A 22,428-nucleotide genomic window follows, 5' to 3' on the forward strand; every position below is an offset into this window, starting at 1 on the left:
GGCTAATAATTTCAGTAAGTGACGCTGTCCAGTTAAATCCAATCATACTAACGATTTTCTCTAAATTCTTTTTAAAGAGAACGTACGAAACGTAACCGATTAATCCCATATAAAACAGTGATTTCAAAATATCTACTAAACTTTTACGGCTAAACAATCTCGTAAAATAATTTTTCGGATTAATACGTGATGCTTTCGGCTTAATTACTTTAGAAGAAAATAAGAAACCGACTTGAATCATATAATTGAATAAATGAAAAGCGTATACAAGTATTAATATAGGAGCCGATACTTTCAGAAGTAATATGCCCATTAAATAAAAATACTCGGTCGAATCTGTATTTTTTCCAATTTGATCAAACAGTACCGCTACGGAATTCGCGATCTCATAACCGAGCCAATCTCCGAAAAAGTAAACGACAACTGCTAATACAAGAATGGAAAATAAATTATTTAAATCTTTACTCCGGGCGATATTCCCTTCTTCACGCGATTTTTTACGCTTCTGCGGGGTGGCCTTTTCTGTTTTATTATCCTTTGCCATGCGCGTCCCCCTACTTCGTTAAGAAAAAGTTAAATAGTTTCGTATACTCTTCCAGTAATACGTCTGTCATATTTTTAAACACATAACCGAGCATCGGTACACTCATCGCAATAAACAAAATACCACACGTAATTTTAATCACATACGCATTCATAAAAACGTTTAATTGCGGTGCATTTTTTGCGATTAAAATAAGGACGAAATTAATAATGAATAGACTGCCCATAAGTGGCAAAGCAATTTCAACCGCTGATGTAATTGCAAATAATAACGTTGCAAGTAGACTATCTAAAAAACTAGTCGTCAACAATTTTGAAATCGCCTCTGTATATTGAAACGACTTTAAAATCGTGGCAACGAAATAGTTAATGCCGCCCAGTGAAATAAAAATAATAAGAAAAAATATATCAAAAATTGTTGATAGCAAAGTGGACTGTGACCCTGCATTTACATCAAATAAACTCGCCTGTGATAAACCGATATCAAAGTCTAAAATATGCCCTGCCATTTTCGGAATGTTCCACAGCATCTCTACAATTTTTGAAAGTGATAATCCAATTACAATTTGCGTTCCTGCATAAGCAGCTACATCCCAAACTGTCTTTATGTGAGAGACATCCACTTGATCGGCCACTGTAATCGAAAGAGCAAGTCCAAATGTAACCTTTGCCATCGCCGGAATTGATCGGCCTGAAAAAAACGGTAAAAAATATAAAAATGAAGTAATGCGACAAAACGCAAAAAACGTCGCCGCCCATAATTCCATATTCATTTCAGTTCACCTATCTTAGTACGAACGCAATAGCGATGGGATTTTATCAAATAAATCTAAAATAAGCATCGTTAACTCTTGAAACATCCACGGACCTAAAATGATAATAACGAGCACAATACTCGCCATTTTCGGTAAAAACGTCAGCGTTTGCTCTTGAATTTGCATCATCGCCATAATAACCGCGATAATAATAACGACAATCATACTTACAACGGCAATCGGCATTAAAATCATAACCCCTTTATAAAAAAAGGTTTGGAAAATATCTATAATTGGTGACGTATTCATTTATATGACTCCTATCACATAGCATCAAACGCTTCAGGCGACCGTCTTAAACATAATATCGACGATTTTTGTATATCCACCTAAATATACGAAAACGAGTATTTTAAATGGTAAACTTAAAATCATCGGCGGTACCATCATCATCCCAAGGTACATTAAAAGTGTACTAATAATTAAATCAATAAAGACAAACGCTAAATAAATGAACATCCCTGTAAGTAAACCTTTTTGAATTTGCGTTAACGTAAAGGATGGCACCAGCGTAAACAGTGAAAGATCCTTTAAATCTTTCGGCAACTCTTCTCCGCGCACTTTCAGCATCATTTTCAAATCATGCTTATACGTATGCTTCGACATATAATCTTTCATAATCGGAGCTGTCGTCTCCGCAGCTTGACTTACTGTTATTTTTTCTTTCGTCATCGGGTCCCACACATCACTCTTTAATTGACCAAGCACTGGCTGCATTGTAAACAGCGATAAAAATAATGCGAGTCCAACAAGCACTTGGTTTGGTGGTAAATTCATAACCCCAAGCCCTTGACGAGTAATCCCAAGAACAATCATAAAATAAGTAAAATGCGTAAATAAAAGAACGATAGAAGAAGATAATGATAGAAGGGTAACGAGCGCGAATAGTTGTACACTTGAATTACTCGTAAACTCTTTTCCATTTTCGAAATTAATAAAGCCGTTCGGGGCTGCATACGCTGGATTTACAAAAACAAATGAAAAAATAATAGAAAATACGAAAATAACGGCAAATAACGATAACTGTTTCTTTATTCTCATGATGGATCCTCTACTTTTTTCGTTTCACTCTTCACCGCGTCTTCTAGCGCTTGTTGAAACTGATTTCCTGTCCCTGTTAGCTGCACAGATTGTACACCGTTATTACTAATAACAGTGAACACTTGCTTTCCGTCCACTTCAAACAAAAAGGCGCTCGTTTGATGATTTAAATACACGCCGTCTTTCACTTGAATGTGTCCGTTTTCACCTTGCTTAAAAAACTGCTGTTTGCGCGTCTTTTTCGTCATATAATATGCACCATAGCCGAGCGCACCAAACAGTAAAACGACTTGAAATAAGGTCGTCATATACGACATATGACTCCTCCTCTACTCTTTATCCTGCATTTGATTTTGCGCCTTCATAAGCGCGGCATGTTTCTTATCAGCTTCAATTTCAGAAATAATAATGCCGAACTTCTCATCCATTACTATCGCTTCACCAATACCGACTTTCATATCACTTAAATATACATCTACTTTATGTCCTAAATTTTTCTCTACTTCAAGAACATCGCCAACTTTTAATTGCTTCACATCACCAAGCATAATAGATGACTTCCCAAGCTTTACTCCAAGTTCAATTGAAATATCTGAAACGGTATCAATATGTGCCTTCCCCGCTTCATTTCGCTTCCCGGCAAATTCTTCTAATCCCATTAATGACACAGGAGATACTTCATGCTTCATATAAATCCTCCTACTCTATAAAACTTTTAAATAGGAGCGCCTTACGCGTTCCATCTTTCCCGATAAAACAATTAAATTTATGTTTTCCATCTACATAACCACGTAGTTGGTCTGTTACTTTCGTATGAAGCGGAATAATGTCGCCTTCTTCAATTTTCTCAATCTCGCCCATTGTCATCTTTTGCTCACCAATCGCAACGTGAACAGGCTTGTACACTTGATTTACTTTCACTTCTACTTCAGACGTATACTTTTTACGCTTATCCGAAGAATGTTCGACAATATTTTCAGACGTCAACTTATCCATAATTTCTTCAACAGATAAGAACGGAATACCGATACGAACTGTCGTATTCCAAAAATCTGTTTTCATATTTACATTTAATAGTGAAATAATATCGCTCGCTGTCGTAATCTTCAGCGCATTCGGATCTGTCTCCGTCGTTACAAACTTCGGTTCAATCGCAACAACGCTTTCAAATGATTGTTGTAAATTTTTACAAAGAAGAGCAAATATATTATCAAGCGTTAAAAACTCAAACGCAGTTAACGGTCTACGCATCGTAAAGTTACGCTTACTATCTCCGCCAAGCCAGCATTCATGAATATAAATAACGAACGCTAAATCAATTTCAATTACGATTTCTCCAAGCTCTGGAAGGCCCAGATCAATAACGCAATATAAATAGTAATCTTTCGGCATTTTCTCCACATACTCACTCGTAAACGGAACTTGTTCAACGGTCGAAGGCTCTAGTTCAATCGGAATACGCATACGAGCTGACAACGTCTGTGACGTCTGTTTGCCAAAAGTCGACGCAATTGCTTGCAAACTACGTAAATGCTCAACACCAAACTTCTCCGGTCTATTAAAATCATACTCTTGAAATTTATCTTGCTTCCCTGCTTCTTGTGCGAAAGCTGGCATTTCCTCGCCTTCATTTACCGCCTTCAGCAGGGCATCAATCTGCTCTTGGCTTAATTTATCGCCACTCATGAAAATCCCCTTCCCTACCTTTTCAATTCAACGATTTCAACGTACATTTTTCCATTCTTCGTCAAAATCTTTCCGGTTCCAATCTCTTCATTCTCAAGCATAAGACGCACCGTATTTTTCGTTGAATTTTCAAGACGATACAATGTACCTTTCGTAATATGAAGCAGATCTTCAATTTTCTTTTTTGTATTTCCGATTTCAAAATAAATTGTTAACGGAATATCATCTTGTAATTTCAATCTAGCCAACTCCCATATCATGTTCACGAAAATTCCATATTCTCTTTATATATAAATGAAATTTCTTATTTCGAAACGTCGATATTTAATATTTTTTTAATATATCCTTGCGTTTCTTTAAATGGCGGTACGCCTCCGTACTTTCTCACATTACCAGGACCAGCATTATAAGAAGCAAGCGCTAATACGAGATCACCGTTATTTTTCTTTAAATAACCGCTTAACTCTTTCACACCGCCCTCAATACTTTCAGCTGGTGAAAATGGATTTTTTATACCCATCTCTTTCACGTTTGCTGGCATAAGCTGCATAAGCCCCATCGCTCCTGCATGTGACACCGTTTTCGGATTAAAATTAGACTCTACTTCAATCATTTTTTGAATTAATGTTTTCGGAATTCCATATGTACGACTAGCGCGATCAATAATATCCTCATACTTACCCTCATTTGAAGAACGTATTTTCTGAATATTATACTTATTCGTTAATCCCCACGTATCAGTAGGCTCATTTTTCGTTTCTGGGAAACGTCGCTCAAACTCTTTTTGCGCGACTTGCACTTCATCCACTTTCTTCGTTTCAGCTTTCTCCGTCTCCTCAAGCTTACTCGTTTCCTCTACTTTTATAGGCTCTACCGGTTTATTAACAACCGTTTCTATTTTCGTAGATTGTACCGGCTGACTCATATCTTCTACTTTTGCCGTTTGCGGAGTAACCTTCGTCTCCTTCGCAGGTTCACTCTGCAATTGATCTTGAAAACGACTACTAACGAACGCCTGCGGACTACTTAACTTTTGCTGAATTTGTCCTTTTTTATATGCAAGAACTTCTTTTACTATATTTCCAACTACCATAATATCACCTTTTCGATAAACAAAGATAATCTAATATTAGAGTTTTTTAAAAAAGTTTGCAATAATCCTTTGCAATAAAAAAATGACTACATTGTTAAACTGTTATTTTTTTATATTTATTAATTCAAATTTTAAGTTGACACCCGTTATAGCAAGGATTACAATAAATTCGAAATTGTTTTTTTTGTATATTACCGTTTTGTAATTAACAGAAAAGTCAATATAAAAAAATGGGGGTTCTTAACATGAGAATTAATACAAACATTAATAGCATGCGTACGCAAGAATACATGCGTCAAAACCAAGCTAAAATGAGTAACGCTATGGACCGTTTATCAAGCGGTAAACGTATCAACAACGCTTCTGACGATGCAGCAGGTCTTGCTATCGCAACTCGTATGCGTGCACGTGAAAGCGGATTAGGTGTTGCAGCTAATAACACACAAGATGGTATGGCATTAATCCGTACAGCTGATTCAGCAATGAACTCAGTTTCTAATATCTTACTTCGTATGCGTGATATTGCTAACCAATCTGCGAACAACACAAATACAAAAGATAACCAAGCTGCATTACAAAAAGAGTTTGGTGAATTACAAAAACAAATCGATTATATTGCTGGTAACACACAATTTAACGATAAAAGTCTTTTAGATGGATCTAACAAATCTATCAATATTCAAACTCTTGACTCTGCAGACCAATCAAAACAAATTTCAATTGACTTAAAATCAGCTACTTTAGAAGCATTAGGTATTAAAGACTTAACAGTTGGTTCAACTGAAAATGCACTTGCTAAAGCTACAATTTCAGCTTTAGATGCTAAAGACTTAGCTACTGAAGAACTTAATAAAGCTACTACAGAGCGTGATACTGCTAAAGGTGAACTTGACTCTGCTAAAAACACTGCTGAATTAGATACTAAAGCTAAAGCTTACCTTGATGCCAAAAAAGCTCTTGATGCAGATCCTACAAATAACGGACTAAAAACTGCTCTTGATACTGCTAAAAATACTATGGAAGCTGATGCTACTGCAAAAGGATTAATTGATGCATATAACACTAAACAAACTGCTCTTGATGCTAAACAAACTGTTGTAGATACTAAACAAGCTGTTGTTACAACTAGAGACATTGAATATACTAAAGCTAAAGGTAATTCTGATAACGATGTTAATGCTGCTAAATTAGTAGGCGATTATGAAGCAGCTAAAGGCGCTCTTGATCCTACTGCAAAAGAATATATTTCAGCAAAAGCAGCTTACAATGCAAATCCAAATGATGTTAAACTTAAGTCTGATTTTGAAACTGCTCAAGCCAAGTTAAATGAAACGGCTAATAAAGGTTCAAAAGATTTAGTTGAAGCTTATGAGAATGCTAAAACAGCTGCTACAGAAGAGAAGTCATTAGTAGCAGTTGCTAAGATTGACGAAGCCCTTAAAACAATCGCTGACAACCGTGCAACTCTAGGTGCTACATTAAACCGCTTAGATTTTAACGTAAACAACCTTAAGAGCCAGTCTTCTGCTATGGCTTCAGCTGCTTCTCAAATCGAAGACGCTGACATGGCAAAAGAAATGTCTGAAATGACTAAGTTCAAAATCTTGAACGAAGCTGGTATCAGCATGCTTTCTCAAGCAAACCAAACTCCACAAATGGTTTCTAAATTATTACAATAAACCATTTGAGTTAGTTTCATGAATAAACCTCTCTGCTTGCAGAGAGGTTTATTTTTTCTATATAGATAGATTAAAGGCTTTCTTTTTAGCCTGGAGAGAAGCTCCAGCCATACTTAGAGGCGGTCAGAGCTTATTTTGGCCTTGTCTCCTGTATGAAAACAAAAAGATAAAGTGAGCATAAGCCCCTTTTTCTTTTCATAACCGTTATTAGCTTTAAGACCATATATTAATTTATAAGGAATGTCCATTATGCGTATTGGTACGAATGTTTTAAGTATGAATGGCTAGACAGTCGTTGTGTGGGATGAATGTTACGATGGAGCATTTAGTTGCATTTAATACAGTTTCACAAGCAAATCAAATTTCGCAAATGGTTTCGCAGTTACTACAATCTTAAATATATAACCTTTAAAACTGTTGAAATAACTCCATAAGAAAATAAAAAGTAGGATACATACGTGCTATGTATCCCACTTTTTATACCAACCTATCCTTTATAAATAATATCCTCCGCTAAAGAAGTAAACATCTCCCCAACGAGCGAGTCTTCGTCATATACACACGACCCTTTATTCTCTTCACGCTTCGCAAACGGTATTTGAGCAATTACTTCTGTTTGCAGTTGTTCTGCTAACATTTCACCACCGCCTTTTCCGAAGAGATAGTTTCTTGATCCGTCTTGTTCTTCGTAATATGCCATGTTTTCAACGATACCTAAAATATCGTGTTTCGTATGTTTTGCCATTACTCCTACTCTAGAAGCGACAAATGAAGCTACGTTATGAGGCGTTGTGACGATAATTTCCTTCGCTTGTGGAATCATTGCAGCGACATCAATTGCAACGTCTCCTGTTCCAGGCGGTAAATCAAGAAGAAGATAGTCTAGTTCTCCCCAGTGCGTGTTTGCAAGAAAGTTTTGAATCCATTTGTTTAACATTGGTCCGCGCCACATAACGGGGTTATTCCCTTCTGTGAAGAATCCCATCGACATAATTTTAACACCATGACTTACGACTGGAATTGCTGTTTGATCAATCATTGTTGGTTTTTCATTCGTTTCCATCATAGCTGGGATGCTAAATCCATATATGTCTGCATCTAAAATCCCAACCTTTTTGCCCATACGTGCTAAAGCAGTAGCAAGGTTAATCGTCACAGTTGATTTACCCACTCCCCCTTTTCCGCTCGTTACAGTAATAAAACGTACTCCTGAATCAGGTCTCAGCATACTCGGCATGCCTGTTTCTGTTCTAGCCTCTTTCTTTAAAGACGCTGTTAATGCAGCTCGTTCTTCCGGTGTCATAGAACCGAATGTCAAAGAAATTCTCGATGCTCCAATGTTTCGAAGAGAGTCTTCAATATCTTGTTGAATTTTTACTTTCAACGGACAACCTTGAATTGTTAAAACTACTTCTAACCCAACTTCTGTTCCATCAATTTTTATATTTCTTACCATGTTTAATTCCACAATACTTTTGTGTAACTCTGGATCTTCTACATGGCTTAAAGCGTTCATAATTTGTTCGTGAGTAATCATCATATACATTCCTTCCATTGTAATTATTTTACGTGATGAAAAAAATCTCCACTTTTCCCACCCGTTTTTTGTACTAAATACGTTTCTTTCATAACCATCGTTTTATCAACTGCTTTACACATATCGTAAAAAGTAAGAGCTGCAATCGTTACGGCAGTTAATGCTTCCATTTCTACACCTGTTTTCCCACTACATTTTACTGTCGCTCGTATCATTAATTCATAGCCATCGGTTTTCTTTTCATAATGAAACGTAAAGTCGGTTCCTTGGATTAATATCGGATGACACATAGGGATTATATCCGCTGTTTTTTTAGCACCGATTATGCCAGCCACTTGTGCTACTTGAAGCGGGTCTCCTTTTTTCAATCCTCCGTTTTGAATTGCTTCAAATAGTTCATTTGATAAAGAAATTGTACTTTGCGCAACAGCTGTACGTGTTGAAATATCCTTTTGAGAAATATCAACCATTTTAGCTCTTCCCTCTTCGTTCCAGTGCGAAAACTCACTCATAATGATCCTCCTTAACGTATAAAAGATTTGATACTCAAATAGAAAAAATTAACCTCCACTTACAGGCGGGATAAACGCTACGATATCTCCGGCTTTTACGATTTCTTCGTCCGTTACAAATTCTTCGTTAATCGCCACCATCACTTTATCCAGTTTCTGTAATTGATAGTGATCTTTCAGCCATTTTTTCAATTGATGAACATTCATCTCTCGTTTTTCTATTATTACTACTCTCTCGGAGCCAACTTCTTCTCGTAAATTTGCGAACAGTAAAATTGTAATCATCTTCTCATTCTTCCTTCTTTGGTTTTCCGTCTGGATACGAAGTATTTTCAAGCTGATCTCCAATCCACTCCGTTCCATCTTCCCAAAATTCTTTTTTCCAAATTGGGACGATTCTCTTTATACGTTCAATTGCGTATTCATTCGCTTCGTACGCTACTTTACGATGTGGTGACGACACTGCAATGACAACTGCGATATCCATTATTTCTAGTCGTCCTACTCGGTGCGTAATTGCTATTTTTGCATCTGGCCACTGTTTCTTAATTTCTTCTCCAATTTCAGTAAGCTTTTTTACTGCCATCGGTTTATATGCTTCATACTCAAGATGTAACGTTCGTTTGCCTTTCGTTAATTCTCTAACCGTTCCAATAAAAGTTGTAATGGCTCCTGCTTCTCTTCTTGCTACTTTATCCGTTACTTCTTCCACTACAATCGGAGTATCTACAATTTCAAATAGTGCTTGTCCCATCAAAACCTCTCCCCGCTTTACGGAATGTCCAAGGCCATTCACTACCTTCGTTATCTTCTAATAAAAGAACGTCTACAAACATCCCTTTCTCATATCCTCTCGTACCACCTAGTAATACGATAAAAATGTTTGATTCTGCTAATGAAGAAACGGAACTAGATTTATCGAATCCTAATGGATAAGCGACTAGTTGTCCTTCGTTATACTTCAGCTTTGCTCGTACAAATCTTGTAAATGGATTCGGTTTTAGAAAATCTTCTCCGAGCATTGCTTTTTCTCGTTTTACATGTGGTGTTTCGCTAAACATATACGCACGAATGCTAGGTTTTACGAATAATTCAAAGCCTACGTAACAAGCAGAAGGATTACCTGATAATCCGAATAATAATTTTCCTTTTAATTGCGCTACGGTCGTGACACTTCCTGGCCGCATTGCAACTTTATTGAAGAGAACTGATGCACCTAACTTTTCATATATCGCTGGCAAATAATCGTAATCCCCTACCGAAACACCACCAGTTGTAATTAACATATCCACTTCACTTAACGCTTTCTTCACTGCTTCGTAGCACGTATTAAAATCGTCGCTAAACTTCCCGAAGTATTTTACTCTTCCACCTGCTCTTCGAATTTGAGACGCTATCATATACATATTACTATTTCGAATTTTCCCAGGTTGTAGTTCTTCATTTACATCGAGAAGTTCACTCCCAGTCGCTAATAGTCCAATGACAGGCTTTTTCGCTACTGACACTTCGCTATAACCGAATGTAGCAAGAAGAGCTGAAATACCTGGATTAATGTAACAACCTCTTTTTGCGAGAACGGTTCCTTTACGTGCATCTTCACCTTGAAAGGATATGTTGTCCCCTTCTTTAAATGAGCGCCTCACTTCCATATAGCTTTTTCCGATATTCTCATATTGACGATGGCGAGTCAGTTCTAGCATGACGACCGTGTTACATCCTTTCGGAATTTGTGCCCCTGTCATAATTCGAACTGCTTGAAACGCTCCGACTTCTTTATGGAATACGGAACCTGCTCCAATTTCACCGATTACTTCGAATACGATTGGATTCTCACGACTTGCCCGCAAAGTATCTTCTGCCCTAATAGCAAATCCATCATATGGTGAGCGGTCGAAAGAAGGAACATCGTGATCTGCTACTAAATCATCTGCTAACGTACGCCCGTATGCTAATTTCAGTGGTACTAGTTCTTTTACACCACAATTAGCAAATTTCATCACTTTACGAACAGCCTCTTCAACTGTAATCGGCACCCTTCTTTCCATCATTACCAATCCCTTTCTATTACCCTAATAACCGATAGTATAGTTGTTTCGCTTTTTGAATTTCATTCGTTCCGTGTATAAATACACGACCATCTTGAAAAATGACTATGCGGTAATTTTCAAGTTGGCAAGAGAGCAAGTACGGATTCCGCTCTACTTTCCCGTGTTTCTTTAGTACTTTTTCTAACTCATCAAAGTTGTAATGACTATTATGCGCCGGTCTAATTTGAACTGTATTTCTTCCGCATAAAACAGCTGTCTTCGTTTGATTTTCGTATGATAAATAAGGATAAGTTCTGTTTGTTCCGCACGAAGGACAGTCTTCCGTTTTGATTTTTCCTAGTTTGATAGAATGATATTGATTACTCCATACATCAAACATTAAAAATGTTTTTCTAACTGCTTCGTAGTCTTCTACTAAAATTTTGAATGCTTCTGCTACTTGATACGCTACGACGATTTGAACAGCAGGACTAATAATTCCAACTGTGTCACACGTCGCCCCTGTAACAGGAACACTTTTCAACACACAATGTAAGCACGGTGTTTTCTTCGGAATAATTGTATAGCTCATGCCATAACTTCCGACACAAGAACCGTAAATCCATGGGATATTGTGTTTTTGTGACAGGTCATTGATTACAAATCGAATATCAAAATTATCTGTTGCATCAATAATGACATCGACACTACCTAATAAAGCTTCCATATTATCTACTCTTGCATCCATTACAAGAGCTTGAATTTGCACGTCTGAATTAATTTGTTTTAAACGATTCTGCGCTGCAATTGCTTTTGGTAATTTTTCTATCGCATCTTGTTCAGCATAAAGTTGTTGCCGCTGTAAATTACTCCATTCTACGTAATCACGATCAATAATCGTTAATTTTCCGATACCTGCACGTACAAACGCCTCTGCACTGGCACTCCCTAACGCACCTGCCCCTACTATTAACACATGCTTATTTCTAATCTTCTCTTGCCCTTTACTTCCAATAGGAGTGAACAACTGTTGTCGTGAATACCGCTCTATCATGAGATAGCCTTCCTTTCATGTAAAAACTTTGCTTCCTATTCGATTATTTTTTCAACACATCTTCCTCGATAACACTTTGTTTCTGATAACAAGAAAAATAAGCGAATCCAACAAATCCAGCTCCGCCAATTACATTTCCAATAAAGACAGGTACAAAGTTTTTCGCAAGGTCCATCCACGTAAGGTGTCCCGCAAAAATAACGGCTGAAATTACAAACATATTCGCTACCACTTGCTGAAATCCAATTACGACAAATGCCATAATCGGAATCCAAATTCCAACAATCTTTCCGATCAAATCGTTCGTTCCGTAAGCTAGCCATAGCGCAAGACAAACGAGCCAATTACAACCAATTGCTAAAATTAACGTTCTCCCGAAAGATTCATGTAACTTATCTTGAGCTATCGCTATCGTCTTATCTAAATACGCTCCCTCTGTAAGCCCGCCAAGATGCCCGAAACAATACGCGACGAAAAGCGCACCTACGAAATTAGTTAAAGTAATCCAAGCCCAATTGTTTAACACATGTTTCAATGAGATTTTACGTGCATAAAGTGCCATGGACATCGACATCATATTTCCCGTAATTAATTCTCCTCCTGCTAACACAACGAGCATCAGTCCGATAGGAAAAACTGCTCCTCCTATAAAATTGACTAAACTCCCCCATTGCTCCGGTACATTACCTAGAACACGAATATTAAGTAAAAATCCTAACGAAATGAATGCTCCTCCTAAAAAACCAAGAATAAGCATTGCGGATAGCGGTTGCCTTACCTTTTGAACACCGGATTCAATCACAAGCGCAGCAATTTGTTCCGGTTTATGAAATGCCATAACCAATTCCTCCATTTTTCTCATCTAAAAAAAGCAGCACCAAAAACCCTTAACATCGTAAGGATTTTTGAATGCTGCTTAATCTCTCTGCATATCTCTTACAGAAATATCAATCATCATTTTTACTATACTCATAGAAAGTGTACAAAACTTGCACATTTCCCACTATTTACGTTAACAAAGAGAATCTACATTCATAATAGTTTCTCAGCCACCGATATGCGACATTTCAATTTTCCGCATTGTTTTTTTATTCGTATTGCTTAACCGTTCGTCTGAATAACGGTCTGAACGATTATTCCAAATGTCACGAATAATATCAGTAATTTCCTCATCCGTATATCCAGAACGAAGTAATTCTTTAAGATTGTTTCCTTTAGAAGCAAACAAACATGTATACAATTTTCCTTCTGCTGAAATACGCGCTCTTGTACATGATGAACAGAACGAATCTGTTACAGATGAAATAATTCCTATTTCTTCATCACTACCGATATAGCGATAACGTGTCGCAACTTCACCAGGATAGTTCGCTTCAATACGTTCAAGCGGCATAACTTTATGAATCATCTCTACTATTTCTTGCTTAGAAACTACTTCTCCTAATTCCCAGCCGTTAAAATTTCCAACATCCATATATTCAATGAACCGAAGGATATGCTTATTCTCTTTAAAGTACTCTGCCATCTGAACGATGTCTTGTTCATTTTTCCCTTTTTGAACAACCATGTTCATTTTAATTTTCATTCCGGCTTCCGCTGCAGCCTGTATTCCTGCAAGAACCGTTTTCACTTTACTTCTATTCCCATTTAAATAAGAGAATCGCTCTTCATTTAACGAGTCTAAACTAACTGTCACACGAGATAAACCCGCCTTATATAAATCAGGAGCAAACTTTTTAAGTAATGATCCATTTGTCGTTAAACCAATATCCTCTACCCCGTCAATTTCGTTTAACCGCTGTATGAGTTCAGGTAGGTCTTTTCGAAGTAAAGGCTCTCCCCCAGTAATGCGTAACTTTCTTACACCTAAAGAAACGAAAATACGTGTAATCCTTTCAATTTCATCAAAAGATAAAATTTTATCATTAGACAAAAAAGAATAATCACGACCAAATATTTCTTCTGGCATACAATATCGACAGCGAAAATTACAGCGATCAGTAACAGAAATACGTAAATCCTTTAAAGGACGATCTAATTTGTCTAATGTAACAGATTTCATGATTATTGCCTCGTTTCTACTTATTTTATATTTATAATCCGCTCTGGATGCGTATATACATTTAAAGATTCATTACGAATGAAGCCTATTGTAGTAATCCCTAACCTCTCCGCTAGCTCTAATGCTAACTCAGTTGGAGCTGATTTTGACAATATAATTTCACAGCCAATTTTCGCAACTTTTAATAGAATTTCAGAAGATATACGACCACTAAAGACAATAATTTTATCACCAATCGAAATGTTATTTTTTAAACAATAACCATAAATTTTGTCTAAAGCGTTATGTCTTCCTATATCCATCCGGCTTAAAACAATTCCACTCACATCACATAAAGCTGCATTATGAACGCCGCCTGTATGTTGAAACGTAGACGCAGATTGCTGCATATCATTCATTAACCGAAAACAATCCTCGGCAGAGATTTTTACGCGAATATCATTCATTTTTTTCGCAGTCAGCGCATCGTTTGCGAAAACAAACCCTTGCCTACTCATTCCACAGCACGAAGTAATATAACGTTTGTTTTGCATGTCACGATAATAAGGATTGATTTTCGTCGTTTTTACATGGACATAGCCTTCTTTTTCTTGCACCCATATTTCATCAATATCTTCATACTTTCGGATAATGCCTTCAGAGGCTAAAAAGCCAATTACCATGTCTTCAATATACTCTGGAGTACTAACCATTGTAACAAATTCCTGGCCGTTAATTTTAACCGTTACAGGAAACTCTGTTACAATGCTATCCTCTATATGCTTGAATTCCCCTTGCTCATATTTAAAAATCCCCCGTTCCACCTGAATCGATTTCACGATGAGCATCCTTCTCTCACGTTATATTTTTATCAAAGACAAACACCGAAACTGCAATATCTTCTTCCACTTTCATATCTGAAAACAGATGAACTAATTTCGCTCCAACAAGTTCCTCTAAATGCTCACGAGAATTAACAGCATACACTTCTTGAATCATTTTCGTTCGAGCCATATGAACCATTTCCGCACCATCCATCGTTCCCGAAATAAATTTCTCAGTAGGTGTCAAATTCCCATAAAGTGTAGCAATCGCCATATTTTCAGCAAATACAGTATGAATTCGCTCCGGCCCTTTTCCGAATAAATCCTTTCGAAGCTTTCGGATCATATCATTAAATTCGTGTACCATCTTTGACATACTCTCATTCCTCCCCTGTTCATCAACACTAACTTTTCGCATATTCTTTCATCATAACTATTCTACCAAAATGACCCTTTCATCTAAACTATTCACTTAAATTGAGACGAAAAGATTCATCTTTACACATGATTTCAAATAAGTGTAAAGATGAATTACTATTATTGTTGCTTATCTATTCTTCTTTTAACCCTTTACCCATGCCTTTTAAGAAATGAAGACCAAATCCGATAGCACGATTAATATCTGGATCCTTTAGTACTTTCATAAGATCGAATACCCCAACCTTTTTATTGCTTTGTAGATGCTCATTACCTTCTTCCAGCCCTACTAATAAACTACCTATAAGCTTTTTCGTAAGTTCCGGATCAAGTTCTGTTAAAGCTCCTGCAGCGCCCATCATATTATTAATTAAATTTGTAACTGGTTCACGAGTGACTTGGCCTAGGACAATTTTTGTGATTGGTTCTTTCGCTTTCAGCATAGAATTTGCAGCTTCCAGCATCCCAATGTCATTTAGTTCACCTACTATATTAAACATTTGATGTAAAGCTTCTTCATTATTCGCTAGCAGTTCTTTTAAATCTTCGAGTTTTTGTTGTTTGAGTTCTTCCTCAGTTAGCTCCTGCTTCTGAATCGCTTGAATAGGTGCTGCCATATTCTTTTCTCCTCCCTAGTTATCCGTTAAATGTACGTATCCTGGACGAGCCCACTTACGATTTACCTCAATACCGTTTTGAGGATGATGCTTTTTATTACGCGGGTTCGTTTTTGGCATCGGATTTTCACCTTCTACTTGTAACACTTCCATACGCACTTTCGTTTGTTTATATGCAGGCGTATTCGTACGTTGATCGACCGCAGGACCTGTTAAGAAATTAATCGCCGTTTCATTATCTGTCGAGTTCATCGGCAAATACAGCTCATTCGCTTTTACACGATCCGTTACAAGTGCACGTAATTTAAGTGCTCCGAATGGAGAAACAAGGCGTACTAACGAACCAGTTTTCACTCCACGTTCCCTTGCTAACTCTGGAGAAACTTCAACGAAAACACCTGGTACTTTCGATTGAATACCAGTTGATTTATTCGTCATGTTCCCTTCATGGAAATGTTCAAGCATACGACCGTTATTAATGTGAAGATCGTATTCTGCTGGGAATGCAGCAGGACGTACCCAATCAGCTATCGCAAAACGAGCTTTTTTGTCCGGGAAGTTAAATCCATCTTTAAATAGAAGCGGCGTATTCGTTCCATCAAAACTTCCCCAGTGGAAACTGTTCCACCCTTCAAGCACTTCATAGTTTGCGTGTGCGAATAGTGGTGATAAGCTTGCCATTTCAGCAAAGATTTCACTTGGATGATTATAATTCCAGTTTGCGCCTAACTTATTAGCAATTGCCTGCACGATCCACCAGTCTGGTTTCGCATCTTCTAGCGTTGGAAGCACTTGATATAACCTTTGTACACGACGCTCAGTATTTGTAAAAGTACCTTCTTTCTCAAGAGATGGCGCTGCTGGTAATACTACATCAGCGTATTGAGCTGTTTTAGAAAGAAACACATCTTGAACGACAAAGAACTCAAGGCTTGATAACACTTCATGTACATGATTTGCGTTAGAGTCTACGAGAGCCATATCTTCTCCAACAAGATACATAGCTTTCATTTTACCTTCATCAATTGCGTGAAGCATTTCAATGTTATTAAGACCTGGTTTGTTATCAATTTTTACTCCGTAAGCTATTTCAAACTTTGCACGTTCTACATCGTTAGTAACGTGCTGATATCCTGGAAGCCAGCCTGGAAGTGTTCCCATATCACAAGCACCTTGTACGTTATTATGACCTCTAAGCGGGTATGCACCAGCACCTGGACGACGATAGTTTCCTGTTGCAAGTAGTAAGTTTGAAATTGCAGCGGAAGTATCTGAACCACCGGTATTTTGCGTTACCCCCATTCCCCAAAGAATACACGTACCATCTGCATCACGAATCATTTCTGCCATTTTAACGAGCGTTTCTTTTGAAATACCTGTAATCTCTTCTGCATATTCAAGCGTATATTCCGCGAGACTATCTTTAAAATCATCAAAGAAGTTTACATTTTCATCGATGAACTGCTGATCGTGCCAACCTTGATCAATCATATATTTCGTAACAGCCATTAACCATACTTGGTCCGTCCCTTGCTTTGGACTAATAAAGATATCTGAACGCTCTGCCATTTCAGTTTTACGAAGATCTGCAACAATTAGTTTTTGACCGTGCAGTTTATGCGCACGTTTCACACGAGTCGCTAATACAGGGTGACCTTCTGTTGGGTTACAACCGACGATAATAACAAGACCCGATTGTGCGATATCTTTAATCGTCCCTGCATCTCCCCCCATACCAATTGTACGGAACAATCCATCTGTCGCTGGTGATTGACAATAACGTGAGCAGTTATCAATGTTATTCGTTTCGAACACTTGACGCGCTAATTTTTGAATAACATAATTATCTTCATTCGTAATTTTAGAAGAAGAAATAAAGCCGATAGAGCCTTTACCGTACTCTTCTTTAATAGAGCCCAATTTATTCGCCACTACATGAAGCGCTTCTTCCCAAGTCGATTCAACGAACACTCCATTTTTACGAATTAAAGGTTTCGTAAGTCGTTTTTCAGAATTAACGAAATCCCAACCGAATTTTCCTTTTACACAAGTAGAAATTGCATTAACTGGTGCCTCAGAAGTTGGTTGCACCTTTAAAATTTTGCGCCCTTTCGTCCATACTTCAAATGAACAACCTACACCACAAAACGTACATACTGTTTTCGTCTTCTTCGTACGAGTGTCACGCATCGCAGCTTCTACTTCTGACACAGCGAAAATACCGCTATATCCAGGTTCAACCTCTTTAATAAGATCGACCATAGGTTCAAGAATATCCGGCTTCAGCCCAGTCATAAATCCAGCTTCACCAAGCATCGATTTCTCCATTAATGCATTACAAGGACAAATTGTTACACATTGACCGCAGCTTACACATGAAGAATCGTTAATATCTACTCCTTCGTCCCAAATAACACGTGGGCGCTCTGCCTCCCAATCAATAGATAACGTTTCATTTACTTGCAAGTTTTGACATACCTCTACACATTGACCGCACGCGATACATTGATTCGGATCATAGCGATAAAATGGATGAGACATATCAACTTCACTTACATCAACTTTTGGCTCATAAGGATATTTTTGATGCTCAATTTCCATTAATTCTGCCGTATTATGCAGTTTACAATTCCCGTTATTGTTGTCACAAACCGTACAGTAAAGTAAATGATTTTCCAATAAGCGGTCCATCGCCTCATGTTGTGCTGCCCTCGCACTAATAGAGGATAATTCAATATTCATACCGTCCGTCACTACTGTAGAACATGATCGCACTAGCTTTCCGTTAACTTCTACAATACAAGTATCACACGTTTGAATAGGATCCACTTCCGGCACATAACAAATTTGTGGATGTTCAATTCCGTTCTCATTAATGATGCCTAGTACCGTTGAACCAGGCTCAGCACTATATTCTTTGCCGTCAATTGTAATATGAACCATGCTGTCGTTCATGGTTACTCCCCCTTTTTGAGAATAAAAAAAACTCCACCACGAAAATATACGCACCACATTTTTGGCACGTTATCATCATGGTGGAGTAGTTTATTAGCACATCTTGCTAAAATACCAATCCATTTATTCATAAATAAAATGATAGATTCATAACAGGTCATATCACGATTCCATCTTTAACACTGTAATTATAGCGTTAAATCGAAAAATACACAATATAATTATCATTAAAAAGGACAAAGCACATAATGCTCTGACCCTTTTATTACCTTTCGGGATTATTTTCGGCTGACTTATTTCCCGGTGCAAACCAACCAATTAGTGCGATCGCAACTAATACTCCATAGAAGATCAACGTCCAAGTTGTACTATGCGGAAAATCATGGTCTAAAATACCAATATCCTCATGAGCCAGTGTAATTACAGCTAATTTGACACCAACCCAAGCAACAATCGCATATGCCGTTGTTTCCAATGCTGGCCGTTTCTCAAGAAGCCCCACAAACCAAGTTGCCGCAAATTTAATTAAAATAAGTCCAGCGATCCCTCCAAGAAGTACAACAATGAACTGTCCTCCATCCATACCTCCGAAATCGTCAAGCGGTGAATCCGGAAGCCCTAGAGCAAGAGCAACTGCGGCTAATATTGAATCAATCGCGAAAGCAAGGTCAGCTAATGCAATCTTACCTACTGTGAACCAGTAGCTTTTACCTGCCGCTTCCTTTTCATCGTCCTCATGAATATTTTGATTGTCTTTTCCAAATTGCGCCTGAATGACATGCTTCAATCCTAAGTAAAGAAGATAAGCTGCTCCTATCGCCTGTATTTGCCAAACATTTGCAATAAATGAAATCGCAAATAGGGCTGCAAATCGAAAAACAAAGGCCATAATGATTCCGTAATTTATAGCTCTTTTCTTCTCTTCTTCGGGTAAATGTTTCGCAATAACTGCTAGGACAAGAGCATTGTCAGCCGATAACAATCCTTCTAATCCGATTAAAATTAACAATGCCCAAGCATACTCTAGCCATATTGAATCCATCCGCTTCTCTCCTTTCTAAAACAAAAATCAGATAAGGTCTTTGCTCAATAGAATTTCCTATTAAGACAAATTAAATGCTAAAACATTTTGACAGTTAATTTGCTGTCCTCTATTTGTTATAATTTCAACAAAAAACAAGTCTAGATTGTGTTTTTCTTAGACAGGGTGATGCTACATTGTGCTTAAAAATTTGATGAATTCATCTTCACTTACAGGTTTACTGTAGTAATAGCCCTGAATTAGATAACATGCATTACGTTGTAACACTGTTAATTGTTCCTTCGTTTCTACCCCTTCTGCGATCACTTTCATGTTTAAAGTATGCGCTAGTGAAATAATGGTATGAATAATTTCATTTCCATCAGTAGAATTTCCGATCCTATTAACAAATTCTCTTGGAATTTTTAAGGTATCAATTGGATACAAAGGGAGATATGCTAATGAAGAATACCCTGTGCCAAAATCGTCAATTGATAAATGTACACCATATGATTTTAATGCTTTTAACTTCGCTAACGTTTCTTTTTCATCTACCATTGCTATCCGCTCCGTTAATTCTAAATCGATCGAACTAGCAGGTACCCCTATTTCTTCTATAGTAGATATGATTGTTTGAACAAAGTCCTTCTGTTCAAACTCTATAGCTGATAAATTTATCCCCATTTTTAGATTTGAATAGCCCGCAGAATGCCATTCTTTCAGTTGTCGACACGCTTCCTGTAACGTCCATTTCCCGATTGAAATAATCTGCGATGTTTCTTCCGCGATAGGTATAAACTCAAAAGGTGAAATCAGCCCCAGCTCTGGATGTTGCCAACGTATTAAAGCCTCTGCACCAATAACCATACCAGCCTTACTATTAACTTGTGGTTGATATAATAGAAACAACTCATTATTTTCTAATGCATTAGGTAAATCCTGTTCTAATCGTAATCGTCTTGTTATTTTTTTTGATAATGTCTCGTCATACATGCAAACAGCATTATTACCTTTTTCCTTTGCACTATACATAGCAATATCAGCATGTTGTAAAAGTGTAGTAGTATTTATTCCTCCAAACGGATACACTGCTATTCCTATACTAAGAGATAAGTAAAAGCTATGCTGATTTACTACAAATGCTTCTTCAGTTATACGAAATAGAGTTTCACACAAATCCAATAGCTGTTGCTCTGTATGGTTATGGACTATGATTGCAAACTCATCTCCCCCTATTCTCGCTAGAGGAATAGCCGGTAACAGACATGTCCTAAAACGTTTAGCAACTTCTTTTAAAACACTGTCACCAATTGAATGTCCCAGTGTATCATTAATAGTCTTAAAACGATTTAAATCTATATACAAGAGTCCAAATTCATCCTGCGTTTTTTGTGCACGCCCAATGGATTTTTCTAATTCTTGTTGGAAGAATATTCGATTTCCAATCCCCGTCACTGTATCATGGAATGCTAGATAGTTTATCTCATCTTGTTGTTGCTTCATTCTCGTAATGTCTTTTACCATTACATAACTCCCAAAAGTTTGCCCTTCTATCATAATTGGAACAATGGTGACGTACCAAAAATGAATGTCCTTCTCATTATTATTTTTCACACGTAATTGTAACGAAGCCGAACTGCATCGTTTCCCTTCCTGTAGAGCCGCTTCCAATTCAGATCTATCTTCATCTAAAAAAATTGAGAAGCACTCTTTACCTATTAATTCATCACTGTTTTTTCCTAATAACATACTTCCAGCCTGGTTTATATTTAACACAGTACCATTTGAATCAATCGTTAATATAGGATCTGGATGATACTCATATAATGACTTAAATCTCTCTTGATTTTTGACCAAGTCATTGGATTTGTTTATTAAATCTTCTGTTCTTTGAGATACTTTTTGTTCTAATTGATTATTAAACACTTTTAACATCTCGGTTAAATTTCTGTTTTGCATTCGTACGATTGTATGACGAATCAGCACAAATACAAATGCAATACAATTTCCAGTAATAACTGTAGCCGAGGAATTTTGCTCTTTTAAAGTAAAGCCAATTAATACCGCAACTGCAAGATAAGGAAATATAACAAGAAGTTTCTTCCCAAATGTGGGATCGATAATAAAATAATTCCTTCTAGAAGATGCATTCTTTGGGATCGAAGCAGCAATAGCGATAAATAATAGGAAAACTCTATACAAACACCTTAATAATATAACTGAACGATCTGATAAATCATCTTGTAAGTAAAAATACAAGTAGTCTGTAATAGCCAATCCAGTTAATACGAGGATAAAAATAAATAATTTACTTTTCGCATTAAAAATAGCTGGTCGAAAGATTAGACTCACTCCTAATAAAAGAAGTAATAAATCTATAATTGGAAAAATAAATGAGAGAAAAACATCTCCAATTGATAAGAATAAGATATTTGCAGAAGGTTTATTAAACAGGTACCACTCTAATGTAAAAATGGCAGTAACAACAATACATAAATCACAAATTAAATACGCTTTTTCCCACTTGTTACATTCCATAATGATTTTATAAAAGAATGCAAAG

At 37.1% G+C, this 22,428-nt stretch carries 24 protein-coding genes and 1 pseudogene; 1 reads left to right on the forward strand and 24 read right to left on the reverse strand.

Going from position 1 to position 22,428, the window contains the following annotated elements; translation table 11 throughout:
* The 9 genes from AB3X48_RS06540 to AB3X48_RS06580 all read right to left on the reverse strand — a co-directional run.
* A partial coding sequence (locus tag AB3X48_RS06540) for an EscU/YscU/HrcU family type III secretion system export apparatus switch protein (protein WP_367959106.1) occupies window positions 1–544 on the reverse strand: 544 nt, incomplete at its 3' end.
* 10 nt (window positions 545–554) lie between these two features.
* A complete protein-coding gene (locus AB3X48_RS06545; RefSeq protein WP_001055697.1) occupies window positions 555–1,316 on the reverse strand; it encodes a flagellar biosynthetic protein FliR in 762 nt (253 codons plus the stop codon).
* Between the two features lie 15 nt (window positions 1,317–1,331).
* The gene (locus tag AB3X48_RS06550; RefSeq protein ID WP_002011993.1) at window positions 1,332–1,607 is read right to left on the reverse strand and encodes a flagellar biosynthetic protein FliQ; all 276 of its coding nucleotides are present in this window, start codon (window positions 1,605–1,607) and stop codon (window positions 1,332–1,334) included.
* Between the two features lie 33 nt (window positions 1,608–1,640).
* On the reverse strand, window positions 1,641–2,399 hold the full coding sequence (locus AB3X48_RS06555) for a flagellar type III secretion system pore protein FliP (protein ID WP_002118006.1): 759 nt from the start codon (window positions 2,397–2,399) through the stop codon (window positions 1,641–1,643).
* Window positions 2,396–2,716 (reverse strand): hypothetical protein, encoded by a 321-nt coding sequence (locus tag AB3X48_RS06560; RefSeq protein ID WP_000121176.1) that lies wholly within the window; start codon window positions 2,714–2,716, stop codon window positions 2,396–2,398. Before AB3X48_RS06560 ends, AB3X48_RS06555 begins: the two co-directional genes overlap by 4 nt.
* A 12-nt stretch (window positions 2,717–2,728) precedes the next feature.
* Window positions 2,729–3,088, reverse strand: coding sequence for a flagellar motor switch protein FliN (locus tag AB3X48_RS06565; protein ID WP_002202516.1), 360 nt, complete (start codon window positions 3,086–3,088; stop codon window positions 2,729–2,731).
* Window positions 3,089–3,098: 10 nt separating this feature from the next.
* Window positions 3,099–4,085 carry a flagellar motor switch protein FliM gene (fliM, locus tag AB3X48_RS06570; protein ID WP_088098913.1) on the reverse strand — a complete coding sequence of 329 codons (987 nt, stop codon included), beginning with the start codon at window positions 4,083–4,085 and terminating at the stop codon, window positions 3,099–3,101.
* Between the two features lie 14 nt (window positions 4,086–4,099).
* The gene (locus AB3X48_RS06575; RefSeq protein WP_000775712.1) at window positions 4,100–4,324 is read right to left on the reverse strand and encodes a flagellar motor switch protein FliN; all 225 of its coding nucleotides are present in this window, start codon (window positions 4,322–4,324) and stop codon (window positions 4,100–4,102) included.
* 65 nt (window positions 4,325–4,389) lie between these two features.
* Entirely contained in the window at window positions 4,390–5,178 is a 789-nt protein-coding gene (locus AB3X48_RS06580; protein ID WP_088098912.1) for a lytic transglycosylase domain-containing protein, read from the reverse strand.
* A 245-nt stretch (window positions 5,179–5,423) separates the two neighbouring features.
* Here AB3X48_RS06580 and AB3X48_RS06585 point away from each other — a divergent pair, with 245 nt between their 5' ends.
* Complete coding sequence (locus AB3X48_RS06585; RefSeq protein ID WP_078173072.1) at window positions 5,424–6,857, forward strand: flagellin N-terminal helical domain-containing protein; 1,434 nt, start codon at window positions 5,424–5,426, stop codon at window positions 6,855–6,857.
* Between the two features lie 487 nt (window positions 6,858–7,344).
* Here the strand turns inward: AB3X48_RS06585 and AB3X48_RS06590 are convergent, their stop codons facing one another.
* The 15 genes and pseudogenes from AB3X48_RS06590 to AB3X48_RS06660 all read right to left on the reverse strand — a co-directional run.
* Window positions 7,345–8,397, reverse strand: a complete 1,053-nt coding sequence (locus AB3X48_RS06590; RefSeq protein WP_016104417.1) for a P-loop NTPase — start codon at window positions 8,395–8,397, stop codon at window positions 7,345–7,347.
* Between the two features lie 20 nt (window positions 8,398–8,417).
* The gene (gene moaC, locus AB3X48_RS06595) at window positions 8,418–8,906 is read right to left on the reverse strand and encodes a cyclic pyranopterin monophosphate synthase MoaC (RefSeq protein WP_088098911.1); all 489 of its coding nucleotides are present in this window, start codon (window positions 8,904–8,906) and stop codon (window positions 8,418–8,420) included.
* A gap of 48 nt (window positions 8,907–8,954) precedes the next feature.
* Entirely contained in the window at window positions 8,955–9,191 is a 237-nt protein-coding gene (moaD, locus tag AB3X48_RS06600) for a molybdopterin converting factor subunit 1 (RefSeq protein ID WP_088098910.1), read from the reverse strand.
* A 4-nt stretch (window positions 9,192–9,195) separates the two neighbouring features.
* Window positions 9,196–9,660, reverse strand: a complete 465-nt coding sequence (locus tag AB3X48_RS06605; RefSeq protein WP_088098909.1) for a molybdenum cofactor biosynthesis protein MoaE — start codon at window positions 9,658–9,660, stop codon at window positions 9,196–9,198.
* On the reverse strand, window positions 9,641–10,954 hold the full coding sequence (locus AB3X48_RS06610) for a molybdopterin molybdotransferase MoeA (RefSeq protein ID WP_088098908.1): 1,314 nt from the start codon (window positions 10,952–10,954) through the stop codon (window positions 9,641–9,643). Before AB3X48_RS06610 ends, AB3X48_RS06605 begins: the two co-directional genes overlap by 20 nt.
* Before the next feature lie 19 nt (window positions 10,955–10,973).
* The gene (locus AB3X48_RS06615) at window positions 10,974–11,990 is read right to left on the reverse strand and encodes a molybdopterin-synthase adenylyltransferase MoeB (RefSeq protein ID WP_088098907.1); all 1,017 of its coding nucleotides are present in this window, start codon (window positions 11,988–11,990) and stop codon (window positions 10,974–10,976) included.
* Window positions 11,991–12,033: 43 nt separating this feature from the next.
* A complete protein-coding gene (locus AB3X48_RS06620) occupies window positions 12,034–12,828 on the reverse strand; it encodes a formate channel (RefSeq protein WP_016104411.1) in 795 nt (264 codons plus the stop codon).
* A gap of 207 nt (window positions 12,829–13,035) precedes the next feature.
* Window positions 13,036–14,052 (reverse strand): GTP 3',8-cyclase MoaA, encoded by a 1,017-nt coding sequence (gene moaA, locus AB3X48_RS06625; protein ID WP_016104410.1) that lies wholly within the window; start codon window positions 14,050–14,052, stop codon window positions 13,036–13,038.
* 20 nt (window positions 14,053–14,072) lie between these two features.
* Window positions 14,073–14,870 (reverse strand): formate dehydrogenase accessory sulfurtransferase FdhD, encoded by a 798-nt coding sequence (gene fdhD / locus AB3X48_RS06630; RefSeq protein ID WP_016104409.1) that lies wholly within the window; start codon window positions 14,868–14,870, stop codon window positions 14,073–14,075.
* A 16-nt stretch (window positions 14,871–14,886) separates the two neighbouring features.
* Window positions 14,887–15,231, reverse strand: a complete 345-nt coding sequence (locus tag AB3X48_RS06635) for a Na-translocating system protein MpsC family protein (protein ID WP_000041501.1) — start codon at window positions 15,229–15,231, stop codon at window positions 14,887–14,889.
* A 175-nt stretch (window positions 15,232–15,406) separates the two neighbouring features.
* The gene (locus AB3X48_RS06640) at window positions 15,407–15,889 is read right to left on the reverse strand and encodes a helical membrane plugin domain-containing protein (protein ID WP_016104408.1); all 483 of its coding nucleotides are present in this window, start codon (window positions 15,887–15,889) and stop codon (window positions 15,407–15,409) included.
* 15 nt (window positions 15,890–15,904) lie between these two features.
* Complete coding sequence (fdhF, locus tag AB3X48_RS06645; RefSeq protein ID WP_016104407.1) at window positions 15,905–18,844, reverse strand: formate dehydrogenase subunit alpha; 2,940 nt, start codon at window positions 18,842–18,844, stop codon at window positions 15,905–15,907.
* A pseudogene (locus AB3X48_RS06650) lies at window positions 18,813–19,005 on the reverse strand (hypothetical protein). The gene fdhF and the pseudogene AB3X48_RS06650 overlap by 32 nt, the downstream one beginning before the upstream one ends.
* Window positions 19,006–19,109: 104 nt before the next feature.
* Window positions 19,110–19,886, reverse strand: coding sequence for a TerC family protein (locus tag AB3X48_RS06655; protein ID WP_016104405.1), 777 nt, complete (start codon window positions 19,884–19,886; stop codon window positions 19,110–19,112).
* A gap of 171 nt (window positions 19,887–20,057) precedes the next feature.
* Window positions 20,058–22,428: sensor domain-containing protein (locus AB3X48_RS06660; RefSeq protein ID WP_367959118.1), on the reverse strand; the 2,371-nt coding region annotated here is incomplete at its 5' end.

The sequence above is a fragment of the Bacillus sp. S4 genome, from assembly GCF_040838205.1.
GTDB lineage: Bacteria > Bacillota > Bacilli > Bacillales > Bacillaceae_G > Bacillus_A > Bacillus_A cereus_U.